Source organism: Streptomyces sp. SudanB182_2057, assembly GCF_964272715.1.
In the GTDB taxonomy this organism is placed as follows: domain Bacteria; phylum Actinomycetota; class Actinomycetes; order Streptomycetales; family Streptomycetaceae; genus Streptomyces; species Streptomyces rubradiris.
Map to the genome: position 1 here is coordinate 3,370,731 of NZ_OZ186798.1, position 22,585 is coordinate 3,393,315.

The 22,585-nt window shown below is 72.0% G+C and carries 18 protein-coding genes and 1 pseudogene; 4 read left to right on the forward strand and 15 right to left on the reverse strand.

What is annotated here, in order from left to right; genetic code table 11:
* Positions 1 to 40 precede the first annotated feature (40 nt).
* The 11 genes from ACSURM_RS14380 to ACSURM_RS14430 form a co-directional block, all read right to left on the reverse strand.
* Positions 41 to 445 carry a cytidine deaminase gene (locus tag ACSURM_RS14380; protein ID WP_436955370.1) on the reverse strand — a complete coding sequence of 135 codons (405 nt, stop codon included), beginning with the start codon at positions 443 to 445 and terminating at the stop codon, positions 41 to 43.
* On the reverse strand, positions 442 to 1,728 hold the full coding sequence (locus ACSURM_RS14385; protein ID WP_436955371.1) for an ABC transporter permease: 1,287 nt from the start codon (positions 1,726 to 1,728) through the stop codon (positions 442 to 444). Before ACSURM_RS14385 ends, ACSURM_RS14380 begins: the two co-directional genes overlap by 4 nt.
* On the reverse strand, positions 1,728 to 2,855 hold the full coding sequence (locus ACSURM_RS14390; RefSeq protein WP_030789598.1) for an ABC transporter permease: 1,128 nt from the start codon (positions 2,853 to 2,855) through the stop codon (positions 1,728 to 1,730). Before ACSURM_RS14390 ends, ACSURM_RS14385 begins: the two co-directional genes overlap by 1 nt.
* Positions 2,852 to 4,378, reverse strand: coding sequence for an ABC transporter ATP-binding protein (locus ACSURM_RS14395; protein WP_436961093.1), 1,527 nt, complete (start codon positions 4,376 to 4,378; stop codon positions 2,852 to 2,854). The genes ACSURM_RS14390 and ACSURM_RS14395 overlap by 4 nt, the downstream gene beginning before the upstream one ends.
* Positions 4,379 to 4,574: 196 nt before the next feature.
* On the reverse strand, positions 4,575 to 5,627 hold the full coding sequence (locus ACSURM_RS14400; protein ID WP_436955372.1) for a BMP family lipoprotein: 1,053 nt from the start codon (positions 5,625 to 5,627) through the stop codon (positions 4,575 to 4,577).
* 348 nt (positions 5,628 to 5,975) lie between these two features.
* Entirely contained in the window at positions 5,976 to 7,211 is a 1,236-nt protein-coding gene (locus ACSURM_RS14405) for an amidohydrolase (protein WP_436961095.1), read from the reverse strand.
* A gap of 240 nt (positions 7,212 to 7,451) precedes the next feature.
* Complete coding sequence (locus ACSURM_RS14410) at positions 7,452 to 7,916, reverse strand: hypothetical protein (RefSeq protein WP_436955373.1); 465 nt, start codon at positions 7,914 to 7,916, stop codon at positions 7,452 to 7,454.
* Positions 7,917 to 8,329: 413 nt separating this feature from the next.
* Positions 8,330 to 9,430, reverse strand: coding sequence for a hypothetical protein (locus tag ACSURM_RS14415; RefSeq protein WP_436961097.1), 1,101 nt, complete (start codon positions 9,428 to 9,430; stop codon positions 8,330 to 8,332).
* A 458-nt stretch (positions 9,431 to 9,888) separates the two neighbouring features.
* Positions 9,889 to 10,827: an N-acetylneuraminate synthase family protein gene (locus ACSURM_RS14420; protein WP_436955374.1), complete on the reverse strand. Its 939-nt coding sequence runs from the start codon at positions 10,825 to 10,827 to the stop codon at positions 9,889 to 9,891.
* Between the two features lie 12 nt (positions 10,828 to 10,839).
* Complete coding sequence (locus tag ACSURM_RS14425; protein WP_391341694.1) at positions 10,840 to 12,069, reverse strand: cytidylyltransferase domain-containing protein; 1,230 nt, start codon at positions 12,067 to 12,069, stop codon at positions 10,840 to 10,842.
* Between the two features lie 23 nt (positions 12,070 to 12,092).
* Positions 12,093 to 13,421 (reverse strand): DUF6716 putative glycosyltransferase, encoded by a 1,329-nt coding sequence (locus tag ACSURM_RS14430; RefSeq protein ID WP_436955375.1) that lies wholly within the window; start codon positions 13,419 to 13,421, stop codon positions 12,093 to 12,095.
* A 198-nt stretch (positions 13,422 to 13,619) separates the two neighbouring features.
* Between ACSURM_RS14430 and ACSURM_RS14435 the strand changes: the two genes are divergently transcribed.
* The 3 genes and pseudogenes from ACSURM_RS14435 to ACSURM_RS14445 all read left to right on the forward strand — a co-directional run.
* A complete protein-coding gene (locus ACSURM_RS14435; protein WP_436955376.1) occupies positions 13,620 to 14,603 on the forward strand; it encodes a glycosyltransferase family 2 protein in 984 nt (327 codons plus the stop codon).
* Positions 14,603 to 15,955 carry a polysialyltransferase family glycosyltransferase gene (locus ACSURM_RS14440; RefSeq protein WP_436955377.1) on the forward strand — a complete coding sequence of 451 codons (1,353 nt, stop codon included), beginning with the start codon at positions 14,603 to 14,605 and terminating at the stop codon, positions 15,953 to 15,955. Before ACSURM_RS14435 ends, ACSURM_RS14440 begins: the two co-directional genes overlap by 1 nt.
* Before the next feature lie 191 nt (positions 15,956 to 16,146).
* A pseudogene (locus tag ACSURM_RS14445) lies at positions 16,147 to 17,283 on the forward strand (acyltransferase family protein); the annotation flags it as partial.
* Positions 17,284 to 17,311: 28 nt separating this feature from the next.
* Here ACSURM_RS14445 and ACSURM_RS14450 read toward each other — a convergent pair.
* The 3 genes from ACSURM_RS14450 to ACSURM_RS14460 form a co-directional block, all read right to left on the reverse strand.
* Complete coding sequence (locus ACSURM_RS14450; RefSeq protein ID WP_436955378.1) at positions 17,312 to 18,661, reverse strand: polysialyltransferase family glycosyltransferase; 1,350 nt, start codon at positions 18,659 to 18,661, stop codon at positions 17,312 to 17,314.
* Entirely contained in the window at positions 18,658 to 19,644 is a 987-nt protein-coding gene (locus tag ACSURM_RS14455; protein WP_391341686.1) for a glycosyltransferase family 2 protein, read from the reverse strand. Before ACSURM_RS14455 ends, ACSURM_RS14450 begins: the two co-directional genes overlap by 4 nt.
* Before the next feature lie 112 nt (positions 19,645 to 19,756).
* On the reverse strand, positions 19,757 to 20,407 hold the full coding sequence (locus tag ACSURM_RS14460; protein WP_436955379.1) for a TetR/AcrR family transcriptional regulator C-terminal domain-containing protein: 651 nt from the start codon (positions 20,405 to 20,407) through the stop codon (positions 19,757 to 19,759).
* 72 nt (positions 20,408 to 20,479) lie between these two features.
* On the opposite strand from ACSURM_RS14460, the gene ACSURM_RS14465 reads away from it, so the two are divergent.
* Entirely contained in the window at positions 20,480 to 21,856 is a 1,377-nt protein-coding gene (locus tag ACSURM_RS14465) for an FAD-dependent monooxygenase (protein ID WP_436955380.1), read from the forward strand.
* 2 nt (positions 21,857 to 21,858) lie between these two features.
* On the opposite strand, the gene leuE is transcribed toward ACSURM_RS14465, so the two are convergent.
* The gene (gene leuE, locus ACSURM_RS14470; RefSeq protein WP_436955381.1) at positions 21,859 to 22,509 is read right to left on the reverse strand and encodes a leucine efflux protein LeuE; all 651 of its coding nucleotides are present in this window, start codon (positions 22,507 to 22,509) and stop codon (positions 21,859 to 21,861) included.
* Between the last annotated feature and the right edge of the window lie 76 nt (positions 22,510 to 22,585).

The following is a 22,585-nucleotide window of genomic DNA, read 5'->3' on the forward strand; positions in this document are numbered from 1 at the left end:
TGCGGCCCCCCTGCGGAGGGTGCAGGGGGGCCGTACGGCGTTACTGGGTGAGATGGTCCGGGCCGAAGGCCTGCGGCAGCATCTCGGCGAGCGTCAGGACGCCCGCGGGGGTGTCCAGCAGCAGGTCGGGGCCGCCGAACTCGTACAGCAGCTGGCGGCAGCGCCCGCACGGGACCAGCAGGGCGCCGGCCCGGTCGACGCAGGTGAAGTGCGTCAGCCGGCCGCCGCCGGTGCGCTGGAGCTCGGAGACCAGGCCGCACTCGGCGCACAGGCCGAGGCCGTAGGAGGCGTTCTCCACGTTGCAGCCGGTGACCGTGCGGCCGTCGTCGACCAGGGCCGCGACCCCGACCGGGTAGCCCGAGTAGGGGGCGTAGGCGTGGGACATGGCCTCCCGCGCCCGGGCGCGCAGCGGCTCCCAGTCGAAGGCGGTGTCGTCCCGGGTCACTTGCCCTGGCCCTTCCGGTAGCGCATGCCGTCCGCCTTGGGCATCCGCAGCCGCTGCGCGGACAGCGAGAGCACCAGCAGGGTGACGACGTACGGGGTGGCGCCCACGAAGTCGCTCGGGACCTCGTCGGTGAGCAGGTACCAGACCAGCACCAGCGCGGCCATGACGGCGCTGACCACGCCCTGGACCACGGCCTTCTTGTACAGCTTCCAGCCGGCCAGCAGCGCGAGCAGGACGACCAGGAGCAGCAGCAGCGCGTGCACGGTGACGCCGCCGTTGCGCAGCTGGAGGGCGTCGGAGTAGCCGAACAGGCCCGCGCCCATGGCCAGCCCGCCGGGCCGCCAGTTGCCGAAGATCATGGCGGCGAGACCGATGTAGCCGCGGCCCGCGGTCTGGCCCTCCAGGTAGGTGTGCGAGGTGACCAGCGCGAGGAACGCGCCGCCGAGGCCGGCCAGACCGCCGGAGACGGCGACGGCCGCGTACTTGTACTGGTAGACGTTGACGCCGAGGGACTCCGCGGCGACCGGGTTCTCACCGCAGGAGCGCAGCCGCAGCCCGAACGGGGTGCGCCACAGCAGCCACCAGCTGCCGACGAACAGCAGCACGGCCACGATCGTGATCACGGACAGGTTGGTGACCAGGCCGCCGACGATGCCGGCGAGGTCGGAGACCAGGAACCAGTGGTGCTTCTCGATGGAGGCGAGGCCGTCGGACAGGCCGGGGACGGTGAAGTCGGGCAGCGAGTCCGCGGGCGGGGACTGCTTGGGGTTGCCGCCCGCCTCCGCGGCACCGCCGTCGGCGAAGAACAGCTTGGCGAGGTACTGGGTGGCACCGAGCGCGAGCAGGTTGACGGCGACACCGGAGACGATGTGGTCGACGCCGAAGGTGATGGTGGCGACGGCGTGCACCAGGCCGCCGAGGACGCCGAAGCCGACGCCACACAGCAGGCCGAGCCAGGGGCTGGACTGCCAGCCGACCCAGCCGGCGCCGAAGGTGCCGAGGATCATCATGCCTTCGAGGCCGATGTTGACCACGCCGGCCCGCTCGGACCACAGGCCGGCGAGTCCGGCGAGGCCGATCGGCACGGCGAGGCCGAGCGCGGCGGCGACCTGGCCGGAGGAGTCCAGCTGGTTGGAGTCGGTGATCATCCGGACGGCCGCGAGGAGCAGCAGGGCGCCGGCGACGATCATGAGGACCTGGCCGAGGGAGCGGCCCGAGCGCTGGGGCGCGCCGGGTGCCTTGGGCGCCGCGGGCGGCGGCGTGTCGGTCATCGTGGCAGTCATCACGCCACCTCCTGCTTCTTCGTCGGGGCGGCGGCCTGGGCGGCGAGTTCCGCGCCGACCCGCTGCTGCTGGCGCTTGAGGCCGTAGCGCCGGACGACCTCGTAGGCGATCACGACGCACAGGACGATGACGCCCTGGATCACGCCGAGGATCTCCTTGTCGTAGCCCTGGAACTCCAGGTGGTTGGTGGTGCGCTCCAGGAAGCCCCAGAGCAGGGCGCCGAGCGCGATGCCGATCGGGTTGTTGCGGCCGAGCAGCGCGATGGCGATGCCGGTGAAGCCGATCCCGGTGGGGAAGCTGTTGTCGTACTGGTGGCTCTCGTTCAGCAGCGTGGGCATGCCGATCAGACCGGCCACCGCACCGGAGATGATCATGCTGGTGGCGACCATCCGCTTCACCGACACACCGCTCGCGGCGGCGGCGCTCTCGGACTGGCCGACGGTGCGCAGGTCGAAGCCGAACCGGGTGCGGCCGAGCACGAACCAGTAGGCGAGGCCGACGATCACGGCGACGACGATGAAGCCGTCCAGCACACCGGCCGGGCCGGTGTCGATGCTGAAGAAGAACGAGGACGACGGCAGCGGCTCGGTGGAGACCAGGGTGCCGCCCTGCTGGAGTTCGCCGAGCCGCTCGGGCTGGAGCAGATAGCCGATGACGGCGGTGGCGATGGAGTTCAGCATGATGGTCGCGATGACCTCGCTGACGCCCCGGGTCACCTTCAGCACACCGGCGATGGCCGCCCACAGGGCGCCGGTCGCCATGGCGCAGATCATGATCAGCGGGATGGCGATCCAGCCGGGCACGGCCAGCGCGCCGCCGAGGACGGCGGCGATGAACGCGGCGAGCCGGTACTGGCCGTCCACACCGATGTTGAACAGGTTCATCCGGAAACCGACGGCGACCGCGATACCGGCGAGGTAGTACGTGGTGGCCTTGTTCAGGATGTAGACCTGGCTGTCGCTGGCGAAGCCGTAGCTCATCATGTCGCTGAACGCGGCGCCGGGGTTCTTGCCGGTCGCGAGGATCACCAGGGCGGTGACGACGAGCGCGGCGACGACCGCCAGCAGCGGTGCGGCGATGCCGAGGGCCAGCCGCTCCTTGTCGATGCGTGAGGTCAGCTTGTTCATCGCTCGTCGTCCTCTGTGTGCTCCAGGTGGCCGGTGGCCGCACCCGTCATGGCGGAGCCCAGTTCTTCGGGGGTGATGGTGGCGGGGTCGGCGTCGGCGACCAGACGGCCCCGGTACATCACCCGCAGGGTGTCGGACAGGCCGATCAGCTCGTCCAGGTCGGCGGAGATCAGCAGGACGGCCAGGCCCTCGCGGCGGGCCTCGCGGATGTAGTCCCAGATGGCCGCTTGGGCGCCGACGTCCACACCGCGGGTGGGGTGGGCGGCGATGAGCAGCTTGGGGTGGTGGCTCATCTCGCGGCCGACGATCAGCTTCTGCTGGTTGCCGCCGGACAGCGAGGCCGCGGTCACGTCGATGCCGGGGGTGCGGACGTCGTACGACGTGACGATCCGCTCGGTGTCGGCGCGGGCCGCCTTGATGTCGAGCAGCGCGCCGCGCGAGTTGGGCCGCTCGCTGACGTGGCCGAGGATGCGGTTCTCCCACAGCGGCGCTTCCAGCAGCAGGCCGTGGCGGTGGCGGTCCTCGGGGACGTAGCCGATGCCGGCCAGGCGGCGGTCGCGGGTGGCGGCGTGCGAGATGTCGGCGCCGTCGAGCGTGATGACGCCGGCGTCGGGGTGCCGCATGCCCATGATCGCCTCGACCAGCTCGGACTGGCCGTTGCCCTCCACACCGGCGATGCCGAGGACCTCGCCCTTGTGGATGGTGAAGGAGATCTCGTCGAGGATGACCCGCTCGATGCCGTCGAGGCCGGTCTGCGTCAGGTGCAGGCCCGCCAGCTCCAGCATCGGGACGTCCGTGACGGTGGACTCCTCGGTGTCCGGGCTGGGCAGCTCGCTGCCGACCATCAGCTCGGCCAGTTGCTTGGGGGTGGTGGTGCGCGGGTCGGCGGTGCCGACGGTGGTGCCGCGCCGGATGACGGTGATCTCGTCGGCGACCGACAGCACCTCGCCCAGCTTGTGGGAGATGAAGATGACGGTGAGGCCCTCGGCCTTCAGCTCGCGCAGGTTGTCGAAGAGCGCGTCGACCTCCTGCGGCACGAGCACGGCGGTCGGCTCGTCGAGGATGAGGGTGCGGGCGCCGCGGTAGAGGACCTTGAGGATCTCCACGCGCTGGCGGTCGGCGACGCCCAGTTCCTCCACGAGGACGTCGGGCCGGACGTTCAGGCTGTACGCGTCCGAGATCTCCTTGATCCTGGCGCGGGCCCGGCCCCCGATGCCGTGCAGCTTCTCCGCGCCGAGGACGACGTTCTCCAGCACGGTGAGGTTGTCGGCGAGCATGAAGTGCTGGTGCACCATGCCGATGCCGCGGGCGATGGCGTCGCCGGGGTTGTGCAGGACGACCTGCTCGCCGTTGACCGTGATGGTGCCCTCGTCCGGCTGCTGCATGCCGTAGAGGATCTTCATCAGGGTGGACTTGCCGGCGCCGTTCTCGCCGCACAGGGCGTGGACGGTGCCCGAGCGTACGGTGATGTCGATGTCGCGGTTGGCGACGACGCCGGGGAAACGCTTGGTGATGCCGCGCAGTTCGACGGCAGCGGGCGGGCTGGACGCGTTGATGGCGCACTCTCCTCGGGGAAAGAGGCTGCGGGGAGGGGGCAGGCGTCGGCGACGCTAGCGCGGCAACTCCGCGCTACACGCGTAGAGTTGACACATTGTTATGGCTCGGCGGGGGGCTGGGGAGGCCCCCGCGCCGAGCCGGGGTCCGAGCGGACCCATCAGGTCACGGGGTGGACTTGACCTTGATGGAGCCGTCGACGATCTTCTTCTTCGCCGCGTCCAGCTTGGCCTGGATGTCGTCGATGAAGCCGCCGCTCGGGGACAGCTTCACGCCGTCCTGGGCGAGCGCGTAGGTGTGGGTGCCGCTCAGCGGCTTGCCGTCGTGGACCGACTTGACGAAGTCGTACACGCCGAGGTCGACGTTCTTGACCATCGAGGTCAGGATCGAGTTCTTGTACTTGGCCAGGCCCGGGACGTTGTACTGGTCCGAGTCCACGCCTATCGCCCAGGCGCCCTTCTTGCCCGCGACGGCCTCGATGGCGCCGTTGCCGGAGGAGCCGGCCGCCGTGTAGACGACGTCGGCGCCGTTGTCCAGCATGCCCTGCGCGGCCTCCTTGCCCTTGTCGGGGCTGGCGAAGCCGGAGGTGTCCGAGCCGTGCGACAGGTACTGGGTGTCGACCTTGATCTTCGGGTCGGTGTCCTTGACGCCCTGGAGGTAACCCGCCTCGAACTTCTTGATCAGCGGGACGTCGACACCGCCGATGAAGCCGACGTGCTTCGACTTGCTCTTCAGCGCGGCGGCGACACCGGCCAGGTAGGAGCCCTGCTCCTCGGTGAAGGTGATGCTGTTGACGTTCTTGCCGTCCACCACCGAGTCGACGATGCCGAAGCTGGTCTTCGGGTACCGCGCGGCGACCTTGGTCATGGAGGCGGCGTAGGCGTAGCCGATGCCGACGATCGGGTTGTAGCCGGCCTCCGCCAGGTCCGACAGGCGCTGCTCGCGGTCGGCCTCGGTGTCCGAGGTCTTGGCGGTCAGCTCCTTGATCTCGCCGCCGAACTCGGCCTTCGCCTTGTCGGCGCCGCGCGCGGCGGAGTCGTTGAAGGAGCGGTCGCCGCGGCCGCCGACGTCGAAGGCGAGGCCGACCTTGACGGCCCCCTTGCCACCGGAGGACGAGGAGGTCTCCTTCTCGGAGGAGGTGCTGCCACAGGCAGTGGCAGTCACGGCGAGAGCTGCGGACGCGATACACGCAGCAGAAAGCTTGGCTACCCGGCGCACGGGAAGGCTCCTTCACCTGACCTGAGCGCCATGTCGGCGCTTGATGGGAGCACCATGTCAGTGCTCCGGCCGAGTCGCCCCTTCGGCGTCGGCTTCGCGGCATCGTAACGCGCGTAGATGTCGCAAAAAACCCTCTCGCGAAGCCGTTATCGATTCGAGGCAAACACCGTCTGAACTCGGTCTCCGGGTCGTATACGGGCCGTGCCGCGGTCCGCGTGCGAATGGCTCGCGTCCGTGTTGCGCCGGAGGGGGGAACGGCCCCGGGGGGCCGTCCGGCCGGCCCGCCGGACCCCGTACGACCTGCCCGTCGGGGCCGTTCCTCAGGGGCCGTCCCTCAGGAGCCGTCCGTCACCTCTCCGCCGTGGTCGCGTCCAGGAAGGCGGCGGCGGTGAACATCTCCACGCCCACCGTGATCGCGTGCTCGTCGGCGTCGAAGTCGCCCTGGTGCAGGTCGCGCACCCGGTGCTCGCCGGGCCGCCGCACGCCGAGCCGGGCCAGCGCGCCCGGCACGTGCTCCAGGTACCAGGAGAAGTCCTCGCCGCCGAGGCTCTGCTGGGTGGTCTCCACCGACTTGGTGCCGCGCCGGGCGACCATGGCCCGGTGCAGCAGCTCGGTGGACGCCCGGTCGTTGACGACCGGCGGCACCCCGCGCACATAGGTGATCTCGGACTTGGCCCGGTGCAGGGTGGCGACCTCGTCGATGGCCGCGTGCACGATGTCGGGGGCCTCCCGCCAGGTCTCCAGGTCGAGGCAGCGCACGGTCCCGGACAGCTCCGCGTGCTGCGGGACCACGTTCGGCGCGTGCCCGGACTCGATCCGGCCCCAGGTCAGGGCCAGGCCGACGCGGGTGTCGACCCGGCGGGCGATCAGCGCGGGCACGTCGACGGCGACCCGGGCGGCGGCGGTGACCAGGTCGGTGGTCAGGTGCGGGCGGGCGGTGTGCCCGCCGGGGCCGTCGAGCGCGACCTCCAGGCAGTCGCAGGCGCTGGTGATCGGCCCGTGCCGCAGCCCGATCTTCCCGGCCTCCACCCTCGGGTCGCAGTGCACGGCGAGGATCCGGCCGACATCGGTCAGCACGCCGTCGGCGATGGAGGACAGGGCGCCGCCGGGCAGCACCTCCTCGGCGGGCTGGAAGACCAGCCGTACCGGGCGCGGCAGCAGGCCCTTGGCGTGCAGGTCGGCGAGGACCAGCCCGGCGCCGAGGACGACGGTGGTGTGCACGTCGTGACCGCAGGCGTGCGCCCGGTCCGGCACGGTCGAGCGGTACGCGCAGCCGTCCTTGGTGTCCGGGATGGGCAGCGCGTCGATGTCGGCGCGCAGCGCGAGCAGCGGCTCCTCGGGCCGCTCACCCTCCGCGAGCCCGATGTCACAGACGAGTCCGGTGCCGCTGCCGAGCACCCGGGGCCTGAGCCCGGCCAGCTCCAGCCGTTCCTTGATCGCGGCGGTCGTACGGAACTCCTGGTTGCCCAGCTCGGGGTGCATGTGCAAGTCGCGCCGGAACGCGACGAGTTCGGCGTGCAGCGACTCGCTGAGCACGCCGGGGAGCACATCCCCCGGAAGGCCGGACCCGGACTCTAGGGACATCAATTGCTTCACCCTCTGAAGGGTAGGACGCCCACTGATCAACTGCCCCCGGAACAACAAAAGTTCAGCCCGTTAGGGGACGAAAATCTGACCGGCGGGCGCATGGCGGCGGACTGTGATGGGTAAACCTTTTGTTTTCCTCCTCCACGGATACCACGCATCACAGCGATCACGCGCGCCATATCCACAAACCGGCTGCCCGGGGGACCTGGCCCGCGGCGGCGTGACGCCGTCGCGGTGCTAGAAGCGCTCGACCTGCTGCCCGTCCGGGACCTGGTAGCAGCCGGAGACGAGCATCAGGCTGAGCTTGGGCGGGTTCCTCTTCTTCATCTGGGTGATGTGGACACCTGCCTTCCGCTCGTCGTTGTCGGCGACCAGGGTGAGGTTCTTGTTGGCGCTGCTGTCGGGGCCGTACTCGACGATCTTCCAGCCCTGCTTGGGCAGCCCCTCCCTGAGGTTCCGCATGGCGACGTCGAGGTCGTCCGCCGACGCGGGATAGAAGCTCCACTTGTGGAAGACCCGGAAGTATGTCTCCCGGTCCTTGTCCCCGCAGTCCTGGACGCCGGGGCTGCCCTCGGAGGCCTTCCCCTTGACGCCGATCAGGTCGTACAGCCGACTGGACACCTTCTGCACCTCGGCGGCCGCGTCCTGGGACGTGCTGGTGCCGGCGGAGGGGACGTCGCCGGATTCCGTGCTGGAAGTCATGCTGCATCCGGTGAGAGTGGTGAGAACGGTGGACACGAGGAGCGCGGAGGCGCTCAGGTGGCGTTTCACAATGGTCGGGCCTCGCTCTGCCCAACGGGTGCACTTCCGAGTTGCCGTCGCGACGATCGCCCGGCCGATTCCCTCCGGGTCAGACCCCAGCAGGTACGCCTCCGGCAGGCCCTTGTGATCCTTGTCGTCGGCCATGCCGGTCGAGTCGAAGCGCTCCTGGAGGACCCGCGATCGGCGGCGTCCGCCTTCGACCGCTCCCACTCGTCCCAGGACATGGGTGTAGTCCTCCCCGTTACCCCGCTACCCCGTTGCACCGGCAGCGATCACCGGTGCACGCCATGCTCCCTGAGGCCGAGGCGGGAATCAAATGAAACTCGTGACCGAATGCCGGGGAGTGGGGAGTACTACGCCGGGCTCGTCACCGACGTCAGGCGGTGCACGTCGCGGGCCGTTCCGGTTACTCCGGACAGGAAGCCCTGGGCGCGTGGGGAGGCGGTGTCCGTGAGCCAGGACGGGTCGATGTCGCACACCGCCACGCGCACCCCCGTGCCGGCCAGGGCCAGCGGGAGGGTGTGGACGACCGTGGAGGGGAAGCTCAGGATCGTCCGGCCGACCGGTCCGCGCCGGGCGATCAGCTCCAGCGGGAGCTCCGGGCGCACTATCTCCAGACCCGTCTCGGCGGCCAGCCGGCGCAGCTTGTCGGGGTGCTCGCGGCGGTGGGCGAAGTAGCGGGTGGCACCGTGCGCCTTGGCCAGGGTGCGGACGGCCTCCAGATAGCGCTCGCCGTCCACCACCCCCGTCTCCACCAGCGAGGTGCCGACCATGTCGGCGCCGGCGGTGACGGCGGGCGGGCCGAAGCGGGCCCGGGTCCAGCCGAAGTCGTTGGCGGTGACGGTGACGCCGTCCGGGATCTCCGACACCGGCATGGAGGAGAACACCTCGACGCGCCGCCGGGCGCTGGGGGTGAGGCGGCGCCGGGCGGAGGAGGAGACCGGCGCGAAGAGCAGGTCGCGGGCGCCGGGCCGGCCGCCCTTGCGGTGCCAGCGGACCAGGCGTTCGCCGCGGGCCAGCTGGGCGACGAACTCCATCGTCGCGGTGCCGTCGTCGACCACGACCAGGTCCTTGGCCCGGGTGATCGTCAGCAGCAGTTGTACGTAGCGGGAGAACGGGTCCCCCATGACGATGCGGTCGGCCCGGCGCAGCACCCCGGCCAGTCCGCCGATGGTGTGGAAGGGCGCGGTCGTGCCGCCCCGCGCCTCCTCCCAGCGCACCCGGTGCCCCTCCTCCCGGGCCAGGTCGGCCATGCGGCGCAACTGGCCCCGGGTCATGGGGTCGGTCGGGGCCAGCACGACGATGGTGAGCTCCGCGCCGGCCGCCGGCGCCCGGTCCCCCGCCGCCCGCCGGCCCAGCGCCCGGCGGACCGCGGCCCGCCGGGACTGCGGGGGCACGGCACCGAGCGCGGCGGGTGCGGGCAGGGCCGGTGCGGGGACGGCCTGCCCCGGCATCAAGGCGGTGGCCGGATCGGCGTCGCCCGGCGGCCGGCCCGCCGCGGCCGGATCCGCGCCGACGGGACGAGGGGCGCGGGCCGGATCCGTGCCGGCGGGACGAGGGGCGGTGGCCGGATCTGCGCCGAGGGGACGGGGCGCCTCAGCCCCCTCCGCAGCGCCCGCCTCAGCCGCCGTAGCCGCGTCCGTACCGCCCGCACCGCTCGGCCCGGCCGCCGTGGCCGGGCCGGTGCCGCCGACGCCCGGTGGCCCCGCGCGGTACGCTCCCTCCGCCGCTTCCGCTCCTACCGCTTCCCGCGCCTCGGCCGGTATCCGGGCGGCGCGCAGGTGGGCCCACTCCAGTACGTTCAGCAGCTGCACCGGGCTCTCCACGAAGGCGAGCGTGCGGGCGGGGTGGCCGGACTGACCGGCGCGGGGGCTCATCGGCGTACGACCGTCCCGTCGTCAGTGACCTGGATTCACACCGTGACCGGCTCGCCGGCCGCCGCGGCGATCTCGGCGTCCGCGACCACACCGGGGACCCGGCGCAGCTTCTTCATCGGGCCCAGCTCGGAGTCGTAGACCTTCTTGACGCCGTCGCCGAGGGAGGCCTCGATGGTGCGGATGTCGCGGACCAGGCGCTGCAGGCCCTGCGGCTCCACGGAGGCGGCCTGGTCGGAGCCCCACATGGCGCGGTCCAGGGTGATGTGGCGCTCGACGAAGGTCGCCCCGAGCGCGACCGCGGCGAGGGTGGTCTGCAGGCCGGTCTCGTGGCCGGAGTAGCCGATCGGGACGTTCGGGTACTCCTTCTCCAGCGTGTTGATCACGCGGAGGTTCAGCTCCTCGGCCTTGGCCGGGTAGGTGGAGGTGGCGTGGCAGAGCAGGATGTTGTCGCTGCCCAGGACCTCCACCGCGTGGCGGATCTGCTTCGGGGTGGACATGCCGGTGGAGAGGATGACCGTGCGGCCGGTGGCGCGCAGGGCGCGCAGCAGCTCGTCGTCGGTCAGGGAGGCGGACGCCACCTTGTGGGCGGGCAGGTCGAACTTCTCCAGGAAGGCGACGGCCTCGGTGTCCCACGGGGAGGCGAACCAGTCGATCCCCTTCTCCTTGCAGTAGGCGTCGATCCGCCGGTACTCGTCCTCGCCGAACTCCACCCGGTGGCGGTAGTCGATGTAGGTCATCCGGCCCCAGGGGGTGTCGCGCTCGATGTCCCACTGGTCGCGGGGGGTGCAGATCTCGGGGGTGCGCTTCTGGAACTTCACGGCGTCGCAGCCGGCCTCGGCGGCCACGTCGATCAGCTTGAAGGCGTTCTCCAGCTCACCGTTGTGGTTGATGCCGATCTCGCCGCAGATGTAGACGGGCTTGCCGGGGCCGACCTCGCGCGTACCGAAGGTGCGCAGACGGGAGTGGGTGCTCATGAGGGGGTGTCCTTACTTGGGAAGGGAATCGAGAGAAGGGCCGAGGATCCAGCTGGCGATCTCCCGGATCGCGCCGTCACCGCCGGGGACGGTGGTGACCGCGCGTGCGGCGCCGCGTACGACGTCGTGAGCGCTCGCGACCGCCACGGGCCAGCCCACGAGGGCGAAGCAGGGCAGGTCGTTGACGTCGTTGCCGACGTAGAGCACGCGCTCCGGCGCGATGCCCTGCTCCTCGCACCACTGCTTCAGTGCGAGGTCCTTGCGGTCGATGCCGTGCAGCACGGGGATCTTCAGTTTGCGTGCGCGGGCGGCGACGACCGGGTTCTGTTCCGTGGACAGGATGAGCAGCTTCAGGCCGCTCCTGCGGAGGGCCGCGACGCCGAGGCCGTCACCGCGGTGCACGGCGACGAACTCCCGTCCCTCGGAGTCGATCAGCACCCGGTCGTCGGTCTGGGTGCCGTCGAAGTCCAGTACGACCGCGTCCACGTCGGCGGCGGTCGGCAGCGCGCCGGGGCGGTCCGCGTCGAAGAGCGGCGCGAGGGCCCGGGCCCGGGCGAGGTCGTGCGGGTCGTCGATCTCCAGCACCCGGGCGGGGTCGGTGCGGACCAGCTCGGTGCGGCCGAAGAAGCGGTGGCCGTGGGCGCGGAAGCCGGCCGCGTCCATGGCGTAGGCGGCGCCGGTCTCCAGAAAGTCCTGGGGGCGGTCCTGGCGGCGCGGGCGGTAGGACTTGTCGTGGTTGACGCCCGCCCCGCCCTCGGCCTCGGTGTCGCCGTCGCGCCAGACGAAGCCGTGGAAGGGGGCGACGGTGACGGCGGTGTCGGCGCCGTGCTCGACGACCGCGGCGGCCACCCCGTCGATGTCCTCCCGGAGCAGGAAGGGGCTGGTGCACTGCACGAGCAGGACCGCGTCGACGGCCGAGCCGTGCAGCGCCTCGTGGGTGTCCATGGCGTGCCGGACCGCGGCCTCCGAGGTGGCGGTGTCCCCGGCGATCGCGGCGGGCCGCAGCACGACCTCGGCGCCGGCCTCCCGGGCGGCGGCGGCGATGGCCTGGTCGTCGGTGGACACGACGACGTCGGTCACCAGCCGGGCGGCCCGGCACTCGCGGACCGCGCGGGCCACCAGCGGGACACCGCCGACGGGGGCGAGGTTCTTCGCGGGCACGCCCTTGGAGCCGCCGCGCGCGGGGATGACGGCGAGCACCCGGCGGACCGAGGCGCCCGGGTCCGCTTCCGAGTGGGACATGGGCTCTACTCCTTGCGATGAGGTCACAGCTCACCCATCCGCCGGATCACGGGGGCGACCCGCTGGACGCCGTGCCGGTAGGCGCCGCGGGCGGCGCGGCGCACGATCTGCCGGACGGGGCCGGGCGACTTGTCGGCGGCGGGCGCGCCGGGCAGCGGGACGCCGTCGGGGCCGAGGTGGTGGCGGGCGAGGATGCCGGGCAGATAGCCGGGCGCGGTCTCGGGGGTGTAGTAGGGGGCGAGGGGCGGCAGTCCGCCGGGCCGCACGAGCAGCTTGGCGATGCGTTCGCGGGCCGCGTCGAAGGCGGTGGCGTACGACCCTCCCCCAGAGGGGGTACCCCCAGCCGCCACCCCCTGCCGGGCCACCCACTCCTCGTCGGGCACCGGCCGGTGCCCGGCGTCCAGCTGGTCCCAGGAGGCGAGGCAGCCGGAGCCGGTGAAGTGGTGGTTGCCGAGCACCTCGCGCACCCCGAGGTCGGTGAGGACCGCGGTGGGGACACGGCGGTGCAGGGCCTCCAGGGCGGCGGTGGAGCTGACCGTGACCAGCAGGTCGGTACGGTCGAGGACCTCGCCCATGTGACCGTAGACCAGCCGGAAGTTGGCGGGCAGGTCCTTGCCCTGGGCCAGCTTCTGGTACGGCAGTTCCTCGATGTGGGTGGTGTGTTCGCCGGGCTTGGAGCGCAGCTTGAGCAGCACCTCCCGCTCGGGGTGGCGGCGGGCGTGCTCGACGAGGCGGTCCAGCAGGTAGGTGCGGTCCCGGCGGTTGTCCGGCACGGACGGCTGGGCGGCGAACACCACGGTGTACGGGTCGTGCTCGCCGGTGTACGGCGCCCCGCCGAGGAAGGGCAGCGCGACCTCGGTGACCGCGGAGGCGTCGGCGCCCACGCCCTCGTACACGGCCCTGAACCGGTCCGCGTCGTGGCGGGAGTTGGCGAGGACGAGGTCCGCGCCGTGCCGCAGCAGCAGTCCGTCGGCGAGCTTCTCGTAGACGACGCCGACGTAGCCGGTGACGACCACGGGCCGCTTCCCGGTGCCCCAGGCGGCGCGCAGCCCGTGCAGCATCGCCTGGACGCCGCCGCCGACCAGGGCGAGGACGAGGACGTCGGGCGCGGTCTCGCCCATCTCGCGCAGGAACTCGACGCCGGTGACCTCGCGCAGGGAGTCGGCGCGGACGCCGACCTCCTCCAGCTGGCGGGCGGTCGGCGTGGCGCGTCCGCGCAGGAGGTAGCCGTCGAGCCGGACCTCGGCAGCCGGGGGAGTGAGCCGGCGCGCGGTGAGCGCGCCCCACTTCCACCGGGTGTCGGAGTCCGCGAGGACGGCGACCCGCAGGGACTTCGGAGTACTTGCTGGCACGTCGAAGACGCTAGGAAGCATGGGAGAGGAACCGCCCAACCGGAATACAACAAACGGTTAACAGCACATCGCCGAAAGGCGAACCGGCGCGCGATCGGGTGAAAAAACAGCGTGGTTCACGGCATTGCCACGCGCAGTTCACCAGAAATCAAGCAGTCAGCCAGAATGCGGGCCGGGCTTCCCTCTACCGTCGTCCGCGTGGTGAAGCTCTCGGTGATCGTGCCCTTCTACAACGTCCAGCACTACGCGCCAGACACGCTGAAGAGTCTGCGTGCGAACGCACGTGAGGATTTCGAATTCGTGCTCGTCGACGACTGTTCGCGCGACGAGACACCGGAGATCCTCGCGCGCGCGGAACGCGAGCTCCCCGGCGCGGTCCTGGTCAGACACGAGCAGAACGGAGGGCTGGCCACCGCGCGCAACACCGGCATCGACCGGGCCCGCGGGGAGTACCTGACATTCCTCGACGGCGACGACTGGCTCGCCCCCGGCTACTACCCCCAACTGGTCGCGGCCATGGACGAGCTGGGATGCGACTTCGTCCGCACCGACCACGTCCAGTGCACCGGCCGGGCCCGCGCCATCCACCGGGTGCCGCAGGGCCGCCGCGGTGTGGTGCTGAACCCGCGGGAGGCGATCCTGCCCGCCGACCGCTCCACCTCCGTCGACTACGCGTACGCCTGGGCGGGCATCTACCACCGCCGGCTGGTCGACCGGGGCCTGCTGCACTTCACCCACGGGCTGCGCACGGCCGAGGACCGGCCGTGGATCTGGAAGTTGCACCGCGAGGCGGATTCCTTCGCCGCGCTCGGTCTGCTCGGCGTGTACTACCGGCGCGGCGTCGCCTCGTCGCTCACCCAGATCGGCGACGTCCGGCAATTGGATTTCATTCGCGCGTTCGACCAGGTGATCGAGGAAACGGCGCGCGATCCCGAGGCCGATAAGCTGCTGCCGAAGGCCGTGCGCACCTATTGCGCCATCATGGCCCATCACCTCGGATCGATCGAGAGGTTCGAACCCGCCGTGGCCCGACAATTGCGGTCGCTGAGCGCCGCCGCGCTGAAGAGACTCCCGCAGGACGTGCTGGCGCAGGTCATGGACTCGATGGACGCGCAGCGCGCGGGCCGGTTGCGGCGGCTGCGACGCCGGCCCACGGCCACCGCCCGGACGGTGACCGTCTGATGCCCCGTACCACCCACATCTTCTGCGCGTCGACGCTGTACGGCGCGGCCACCCTGGCCGCCGCCCTCGACGCCGGCCTGTTCGGGCCGGCCGACCGCCGGCTGCTGCTGATCACCAACAACGCGGCGAATCCCGAGACCACGCCGTCCGTGGACCGGATGCCGGGCTTCGCGGGCATCGGCGACCGCTTCGACGGGGTGCTGTCCTGGAACGAGGCCATCGCGCCCCTGCACCCCAGCGGATGGGGCCCGCGCGCCAACGACATCCCCATGTGGGAGCGGTACGTACGGCTGCTGTGGGGGCTCGGCGACGACCAGGTCCGGCTCACCGTGGAGTCGGTGCAGGTCAACCCGGCGCTCGCGCTGTGCCAGTTGTTCACCGGCGCCCCCGTCGACGTCTACGCGGACGGCCTCATAAGCTATGGCCCCACGCGCGACAAGATCGACCCGCTGGTCGGCACGCGCATCGAACGCCTGCTCCACCTGGACCTGGTCCCCGGGCTGACCCCCTTGCTGCTCACCGAGTTCGGGGTGCCCCCGGAACTGGTGCCCACCGAGGCATTCCTGAAGGTGCTGGGCGAACTCGCGGACGATGGCACCGAGTTGCCGGGCACCGGGGAGCCACGGCCCGCCCTGCTCCTCGGCCAGTACCTCTCCGCGCTGGACATCCTCGGCGCCGCCGAGGAGGAGGAGCTGCACCTGAGGATGGTGCGCGGCGCGGTCGCGCTCGGCCACCGCAGGCTGGTCTTCAAGCCGCACCCGGTGGCGCCCGCCCGCTGGTCCCGGATGCTCCAGCAGGAGGCGGACCGGCTCGGCGCCGAACTGACCCTGCTGAACGTGCCGGTGCTCGCCGAGGTGGCGTTCCAGCGGCTGCGTCCCGCGCTGGTCGTCGGCTGCTTCTCCACCGCGCTGTTCACGGCGGCCACGTTCTACGGCCTGCCCGTCGCCCGGGTCGGCACGGACACCGTCCTCGCCCGGCTCGCTCCCTACCAGAACAGCAACCGGGTCCCGGTCACCATCGCCGACGCGCTGCTGCCCGACCTCGGTGACGCCGCCGCCGTGTCCGGCTGGCGCCCGCCCTCGGGGAAGCGGGTGGACGAACTGGCCGCGCTGCTCGGGGCGGTGGGCTTCGCCATGCAGCCCAAGATCTACCCGGGGCTTCGGGGTGCCGCCGAGAGCTACCTCGCCCGGAACCTGGACACGGACACCTGGCGGTACTTCAAGCGCCGCCGGCTGACCGCGCTGGCCCTGCCGGGTGCGGTGCCCGCCCAGCTGGCGTTCATCCCGCGCAACGCGACCGTGCGCAGGCTCGCCCGCCGGGCCCGCGCGCTCACCCCGCGCACCAAACGCTGAGCCGAGCCCCGGCCCCCGGACACCCGGGGGCCGGGGCTTTCCGGTCCCGCGTCACCGCCGGGCGCGTTACGTCATCCCGGCGACAGGTGTGCGGTCGGCGAGAGGGACCGCGCGTAGCCGGGTAGAGGTCCGGCGCCCTCGTACCCGCGCGGTACGAGGCCCCGCCCGTCCCCCACGCGGAGGGTCCCGCGATGAACGCGCCCGACCTCGCCCTGTCCGCCACCCCGAAGGACCCCGCTCCCGCCGACGCGGCCGGCGCCGGGCCGCACCGGCCCGCCTCCCGGCTGCGGGCGCTGGACGGTCTGCGGCTGCTGGCCGCGCTGATGGTCTGCCTCTACCACCTCGCCGGGCGCAACGGCCCGGTGGCCGACGCGTGGCAGGAGTCCCCCGGCCGGCTCTTCCCCGCGCTCTCCCGGGCCGCCGTCTACGGCTGCCTGGGCGTGCAGTTCTTCTTCGTCATCAGCGGCTTCGTGATCTGCATGAGCAGCTGGGGCCGGACCCCCGGCCAGTTCTTCCGGTCCCGGGCCGCCCGGCTGTACCCGGCGTACTGGGCCGCGCTGCTGCTGGTCACCGGCGCCTGTCTGCTGCTGCCGGCCGTCGTGCGGCCGCCGCGGCCGGACGAGTTCCTGGTCAACCTGACGATGCTGCAACAGCCCCTGGGCGCTCCCCGGGTGCTGGGCGTGTGCTGGACCCTGTGGGCCGAGGCCCGTTTCTACGTGCTGTTCGCCCTGTGCGTGGTCTGGCGCGGAGTCACCTACCGCAGGGTGGTGCTGTTCTGCGGCCTGTGGACCCTGGCCGGGGTGCTGGCCCGGGCCGCCCACGCTCCCCTCGTCGACGAGCTGGTGATGCCGGAGCACGCCCCCTTCTTCATCGGCGGTCTCGCGCTGTACCTCGTCCACCGTCACGGCGGCGACCCGCTGCTGTGGGGGATCGTCGCGGTGTCCTGGCTGCTCGGCCAGCGTTACAGCGTGACGGGCCTGTGGCACCCCGGCGCCCAGGGCGGTGACCTCCACCGGGACCCGTACGTCATCCAGGCGGTCGTCACGCTGGCCTTCGCGGCCGTGGCGGTGGTGGCCCTGGGCTGGGCACGGTGGGCGGACCGGCGCTGGCTGACGGTGGCGGGGGCGCTGACGTACCCCTTCTACCTGATCCACGAGCACCTGGGCTGGTTCGTCATCCGGGTGGTGCGCCAGGACCTGGGCCTCGGCCCGTGGCCGACGCTCGGTGTGACGGTGGCCGGGCTGCTGGCACTGGCCTGGCTGCTGCACCGGTTCGTGGAACGGCCGGTGGGGCCGTGGCTGAAGCGGGCGCTGTCCGCGCCGTCGGCCGGCGCCCGCACCGGGGTCCCTCTCCAGCCTACCGGCGGCGTGCGCGGATCTGCTTCACGGCCTTGCGCACGGCGGGGTGGCGGCGCAGTGCCTCGGCCCGCACGGGGCTGCCGCCGGGCAGGCGCAGGCTGGTCAGGCGGCGCTTCTTGAAGTACCGGTGATGCCCGGCGAGGTGGGCGGCGAGCCAGGCGGCCGCCTCCTCGCGCAGGCCCGGGTGCTTCCGGGACTGCATGCAGTAGCCGACGGCGCGCACCAGCGGGCCCAGTTCCTCGCCCAGCGTGTCCAGCGGCAGCGGGGTCCCGATCGTGTCGCGTTCGGCGTCGGGCAGGGCGGCGTCGATGATGGTGAGCGGAACGCGGTTGCTGTTCTCGTAGGGCGTGATGCGTTCCAGGAGCAGTTCGGTGCCGACCCGGGCGACCGGGATGCCGTAGAAGGCGGCGGCCGTCATCAGCGCGGTGGAGAAGCAGCCGATGACCAGTTCCGGCTTCAGGTGGGCGAAGACGGTCTCGGCGAGCACGGGTTCGCTCAGGACGGTCAGCCGGATCCCGAGTTCCCTCGCCGCCGCCTCCAGCGAGGTGTTGTAGACGGCGGGTGCGCTGGGGTGGGGCTTGAAGAGCACGGCGCGGTGCCCGGCGCGGGCGGCGGCGCGCACCATGCGGACGTGGAGTTCCTCCTCCTCGTCCTGGGTGATCAGGTTGATGGCCGAGAGGTACTGGCCGAGCAGTACGGCGGTGGGGCGGCCCTCGGCGGGGACGCGGTCGGCGAGGATTCCGGCGCCCTCCTCCCCGATCCGGGCGAGCACGTCCACGATGGCCTCGTTCGGCACGGGTTCGGGCCGGACCCCGTACTCGGCCAGGAGCATCGGGCGCAGCCCGGGTATCAGGTCCAGGTGCAGCACACGCGCGATGCGGCTGCTCATGCCGTGCGGGATGCGATTGCGGGTGGGGCCGTAGCTCATCAGGCCGTCGGCGTACACATGGATCGGGCTGTCAGCGAAGATGTCGGCGACCGCGCGGGAGGGGTTGGCCTGGATGGACTCGCAGGCTATCTCGACCGGCTCGTCACCGAGGTTCCAGGCGAGGCGTACGGCCTTCTCCCACATCACCAGGTCCTGGCCGCGCGGTGACCAGCCCGCCGGGTGGTGCGGCGCTATGAACTCGTTCCAGGAGCGGACCTCGTCGAACTCCGGTCGTATCCGCTCGAATCCGGCCATCCGGTCCAGTGGGGTGCCGACCTCGGGCACGGCCGCGGTGTTGCTGACGACGAGGATCCGGCGGTGCTCGGAGCGGGGGCCGAAGAGTCCGGCGCGCAGGGCGGCGGTGACGGTGGCGGCCGCGTACTGGGTGGCCGAGAAGAAGATCTGGGTGGTGCCGCTCATGCCGCGACTCCCTTCATTCCGCCGCGTATGCGCCGCAGGACGTCGACCCGCTCCTCGCCCATGCCGAGGAGGGCCTCGTTCAGTTCCTCCTCCGTCATCCGGCCCAGCACCTCGGCGGCCCGGCGGCGCAGCTCGGCGGCGACGTTCCGCTCGAACCGGTCGCGCTGCAGGAGCTGGTGGGCGATGACGACGCAGTAGTTGCGCAGCGCCTTCTTGCGCAGCCGGTGCGCCTCCGGGTCGTCGGCGAGTTCGCCGAGGACCAGGTCGAAGGAGCGGAAGAAGTCCAGCTGGCGTACGTCCCCGATCTGGGTCAGCGAACTCGCCACGCCCCTGCGGTAGAAGACGCCGCGCAGGCTGGCGACGGCGTAGGACTCGGCCCTGCGGTGCAGCTCCCAGATCCAGGGCCGGTCCTCGGCGGTGCGCAGCCCGTCGTGGAAGCGCAGCATCCCGCGGTCGAGGAGGCGGCGGTGGTAGACGCCGGCCCAGGCGTAGGGGTAGTCGACCATCGTCGTGTCGTCCACCGGGAGGATGGAGGTACGGGGGTCGAGCGGGGTGTGCCGGCGTCCTTCCGGGGCCCGGTGGACCATGCGGTTGACGCCGGTCACCTGAACGTGGTCGGTGCGCACGAAGTCGACGTCCAGCCGTTCGATCCACTCCACCAGGTCGGCCAGGTAGCCGGGGGCGAGCCAGTCGTCGCCGTCGAGGAAGGTGAGGTAACGGCCTTCCGCGGCGTCGATGCCGGTGTTGCGCGCGGTGGCCAGCCCGCCGTTCTGCTCGTGCCGGATCACTCTGCTGTTCGGCAGCCGCTTGGTCAGTTCCAGCAACGCCTCGTACGTGTGGTCCTTGGTCGAGCGGTCCTCGACGAACAGGAACTCGAAGTCACCGCGGGCGTTGTTGACGCAGCTGGCGACGGTCTCCGGGATATAGCCCTCGACATTGAAGCAGGGGATGATCACCGACAGTCGCGGGGAACGGTTGGTCACACGGACACCTGGGCTCTCTCAGGGGCGGGTCGGAGCGACCGTAGAAAGCGCTCGACGCCAGGGGGCGACTTCCGCCGGAACACCGGGTGAACGCGAGGTGGCGGTGTTCCCTTCAGCCGACCCCGTACCGTGCCGCGATCCCCTCGATCAGCAGCGCCAGTCCCTCCTCGAACTGCTCGTCGAAGTCGGCGAAGAGCAGCTTCCCGGCCTCGGCGGCCAGCGGGTACCCGGCCAGCCGCCGGGCGCGCTCCCCGAGGTCGTACCCCTCGCGGCGCTCGTCCGGGAGCGGCCGCACCCCCTGCTCCTCGGCGACGAAGCCGAGGGTGTACAGGTGCGTCGTGCGGCCCGCGTGCACGGCCTGGGCGAGGGTGAAGCCGGACTCCGTGAGCAGCCGCAGGTTCGCCTCCAGTTCGCGGGCGTGCTCCGTGCCGGTGAAGCGCGAGCCGCCGAAGACCCGGGCGCCGTCGCGGTAGCCGAGCAGCGCGCCGCGCAGTCCGCGGTTGGTCTTCAGCAGCCGCTCCCGCCAGGTGTCGGCGGGGTCGAGCGCGGCCCCGGCGGCCATCCGCCGGTACATCTCGGTGGCCATCTCGTCCAGCAGCGCCTGCTTGTCCTTGAAGTGCCAGTACAGCGCGGGCGCCTTCACGTCCAGTTCCCGTGCGATGGCCCGCAGGGTCAGCCCTTCCAGGCCGACCTCGTTCAGCAGCCGCAGCGCCGTACCGGCGACTCGTCCACGGTCCAGGGGTGCGCGTTTCTCCGGCTTCACACTTGACAGCTTAACGCCGTTAAGGACATGCTCGCGGACGGGCGGAACTTAACGACGTTAAGGAGATATGAGATGGATGTCTTGATCGTGGGGGCGGGTCCGACGGGTCTGGCCCTCGGCATCGACCTCGCCCGGCGCGGGGTCGACGCGCTGGTCGTGGAGCGGGCGGACGGGCTGTTCCCCGGCTCCCGCGGCAAGGGGATCCAGCCCCGCACCCAGGAGGTCTTCGACGACCTCGGCGTCCTGGCCGAGGTCCGCGCGGCCGGCGGCCCCTACCCGCCCCGGCTGGTCTGGCAGGACGGCGACCCCCTTGGCGCGGCGCCCATGTTCGACCCGGTCCCGGCGGACGAGGGCACGCCGTACACCGAGCCGTTGATGATCCCGCAGTGGCGGACGCAGCAGATCCTGCACGCCCGGCTGACCGCACTGGGCGGCGAGGTCGCCTTCGGCCACGAGGTGACCGGACTGCGGCAGGACGCGGACGGCGTGACCGTGGAACTCTCGGACGGTACGGCGCTCCGCGCGGCGTACGTGGTCGCGGCCGACGGCGGACGCTCCACGATCCGGCGCGCGCTGGGCGTGGGGATGGCCGGGGAGACGGTGGACCCGGCCTCGTTCCTGGTGGCGGACGTCCAGGTCAAGGGCCTCGACCGCGACCACTGGCACATGTTCCGGGGAGCCGGGGAGACCGGCCTCGCACTGTGCCCGCTGGCCGGAACGGACGACTTCCAGTTGCAGGCACGCCTGCCGGAGGGCACCGAGCCGGAGTCCACCCTGGACGGCGTCCGGTCGCTGGTGGCCGCCTTCACCCATCTGGACGCCGACAGCGTCACCGGGCTGCGGTGGATCTCCGGTTTCCGGCCGCGCACCGGGCTCGCGGACCGGTTCCGGGTGGGCCGGGTCCTCCTCGCCGGTGACGCGGCCCATGTGCACTCGCCGGCGGGCGGCCAGGGCCTGAACACCAGCGTCCAGGACGCCTACAACCTGGCGTGGAAGCTGGGCGCGGTGCTGCGCGGCGGGGCGCCGCGGGCGCTGCTGGACACCTACGAGGAGGAGCGCCGGGCCGCCGCGGCCGGCGTGCTCGGCCTGTCCACGGCGGTGCACCGCGGGGAGGTGCGGCGCGGAGCGGCGACGGTGCAGCTGGGCCTGGGCTACCGGGAGTCGTCGCTCAGCGTGGAGGGTCGCCCGGCCCCGGCGGGGCCGCGGGCGGGCGACCGGGCCCCGGACGGCCGAGTGGCCGGCGCCCGGCTGTTCGACGTGTTCCGCGGGCCGCACTGGACCCTGCTCGGCGCGTCGGTGCCGGGCGTCCGCTCCCTCCCGTCGGCTCCGGACTCCTACGGCCCGGGCATCTTCCTGATCAGGCCGGACGGGTACGTGGGCTGGGCGGGCGAGACGACCGGGGGCCTGACGGAGTACGCCTCACGCGTGGGCGGCCTGACGGCGCCGTAGCGTCACGCGCTCGCCAGTGACAGCTTCACCGCGAAGCCCAGGAACAGCGCGCCCGCCGCCGACGTGGCCGTCGCCGAGAGGCGCTTGCGGCGGCGGAAGGCGGCGGAGAGGCGGGTGCCGCCGAATATCAGGGCGCTGAGGTAGAGGCAGCTCGCCACCTGGGCGAGGGTGCCGAGGACGACGAAGGAGAGGGCCGGGTAGGCGTAGTCCCGGTCCACGAACTGCACGAAGAAGGCGACGAAGAACAGGGTCGCCTTGGGGTTGAAGAGGCTGACGACGAAGGCACGGCGGAAGGGGCGCTCGTCGGCGGCCTTCGCGGGCGCCATGTCCTCGGCGGCCGGTGCGCGGCGGGTCCGCCACATCTGCCAGGCCGCCCGCAGCATGCCTATCGCCAGCCAGGTCAGATAGCCGGCACCGGCGTACTTCACGATGCCGAACAGCACGGCGTTGGCCTGGAGCAGGGAGGCCACCCCGGCGGCGGACAGGGTCATCAGCACGGTGTCCCCGCACCACACGCCCGCCGCCGCGGTGTACCCCGCCCGTACGCCACGGCGGGCGGCGACGGACAGGACGTAGAGGGAGTTGGGGCCGGGCAGCAGAATGATCAGGATCAGGCCCGCGAGGTACGTGGGGAGGTCGATGACACCGAACATGGGGGGAGTGTCGCACGCGGGTACGACAACGGACCCGGACGGTCCAAAGGACGGTACGCGGGGTACGTCGGCAGGA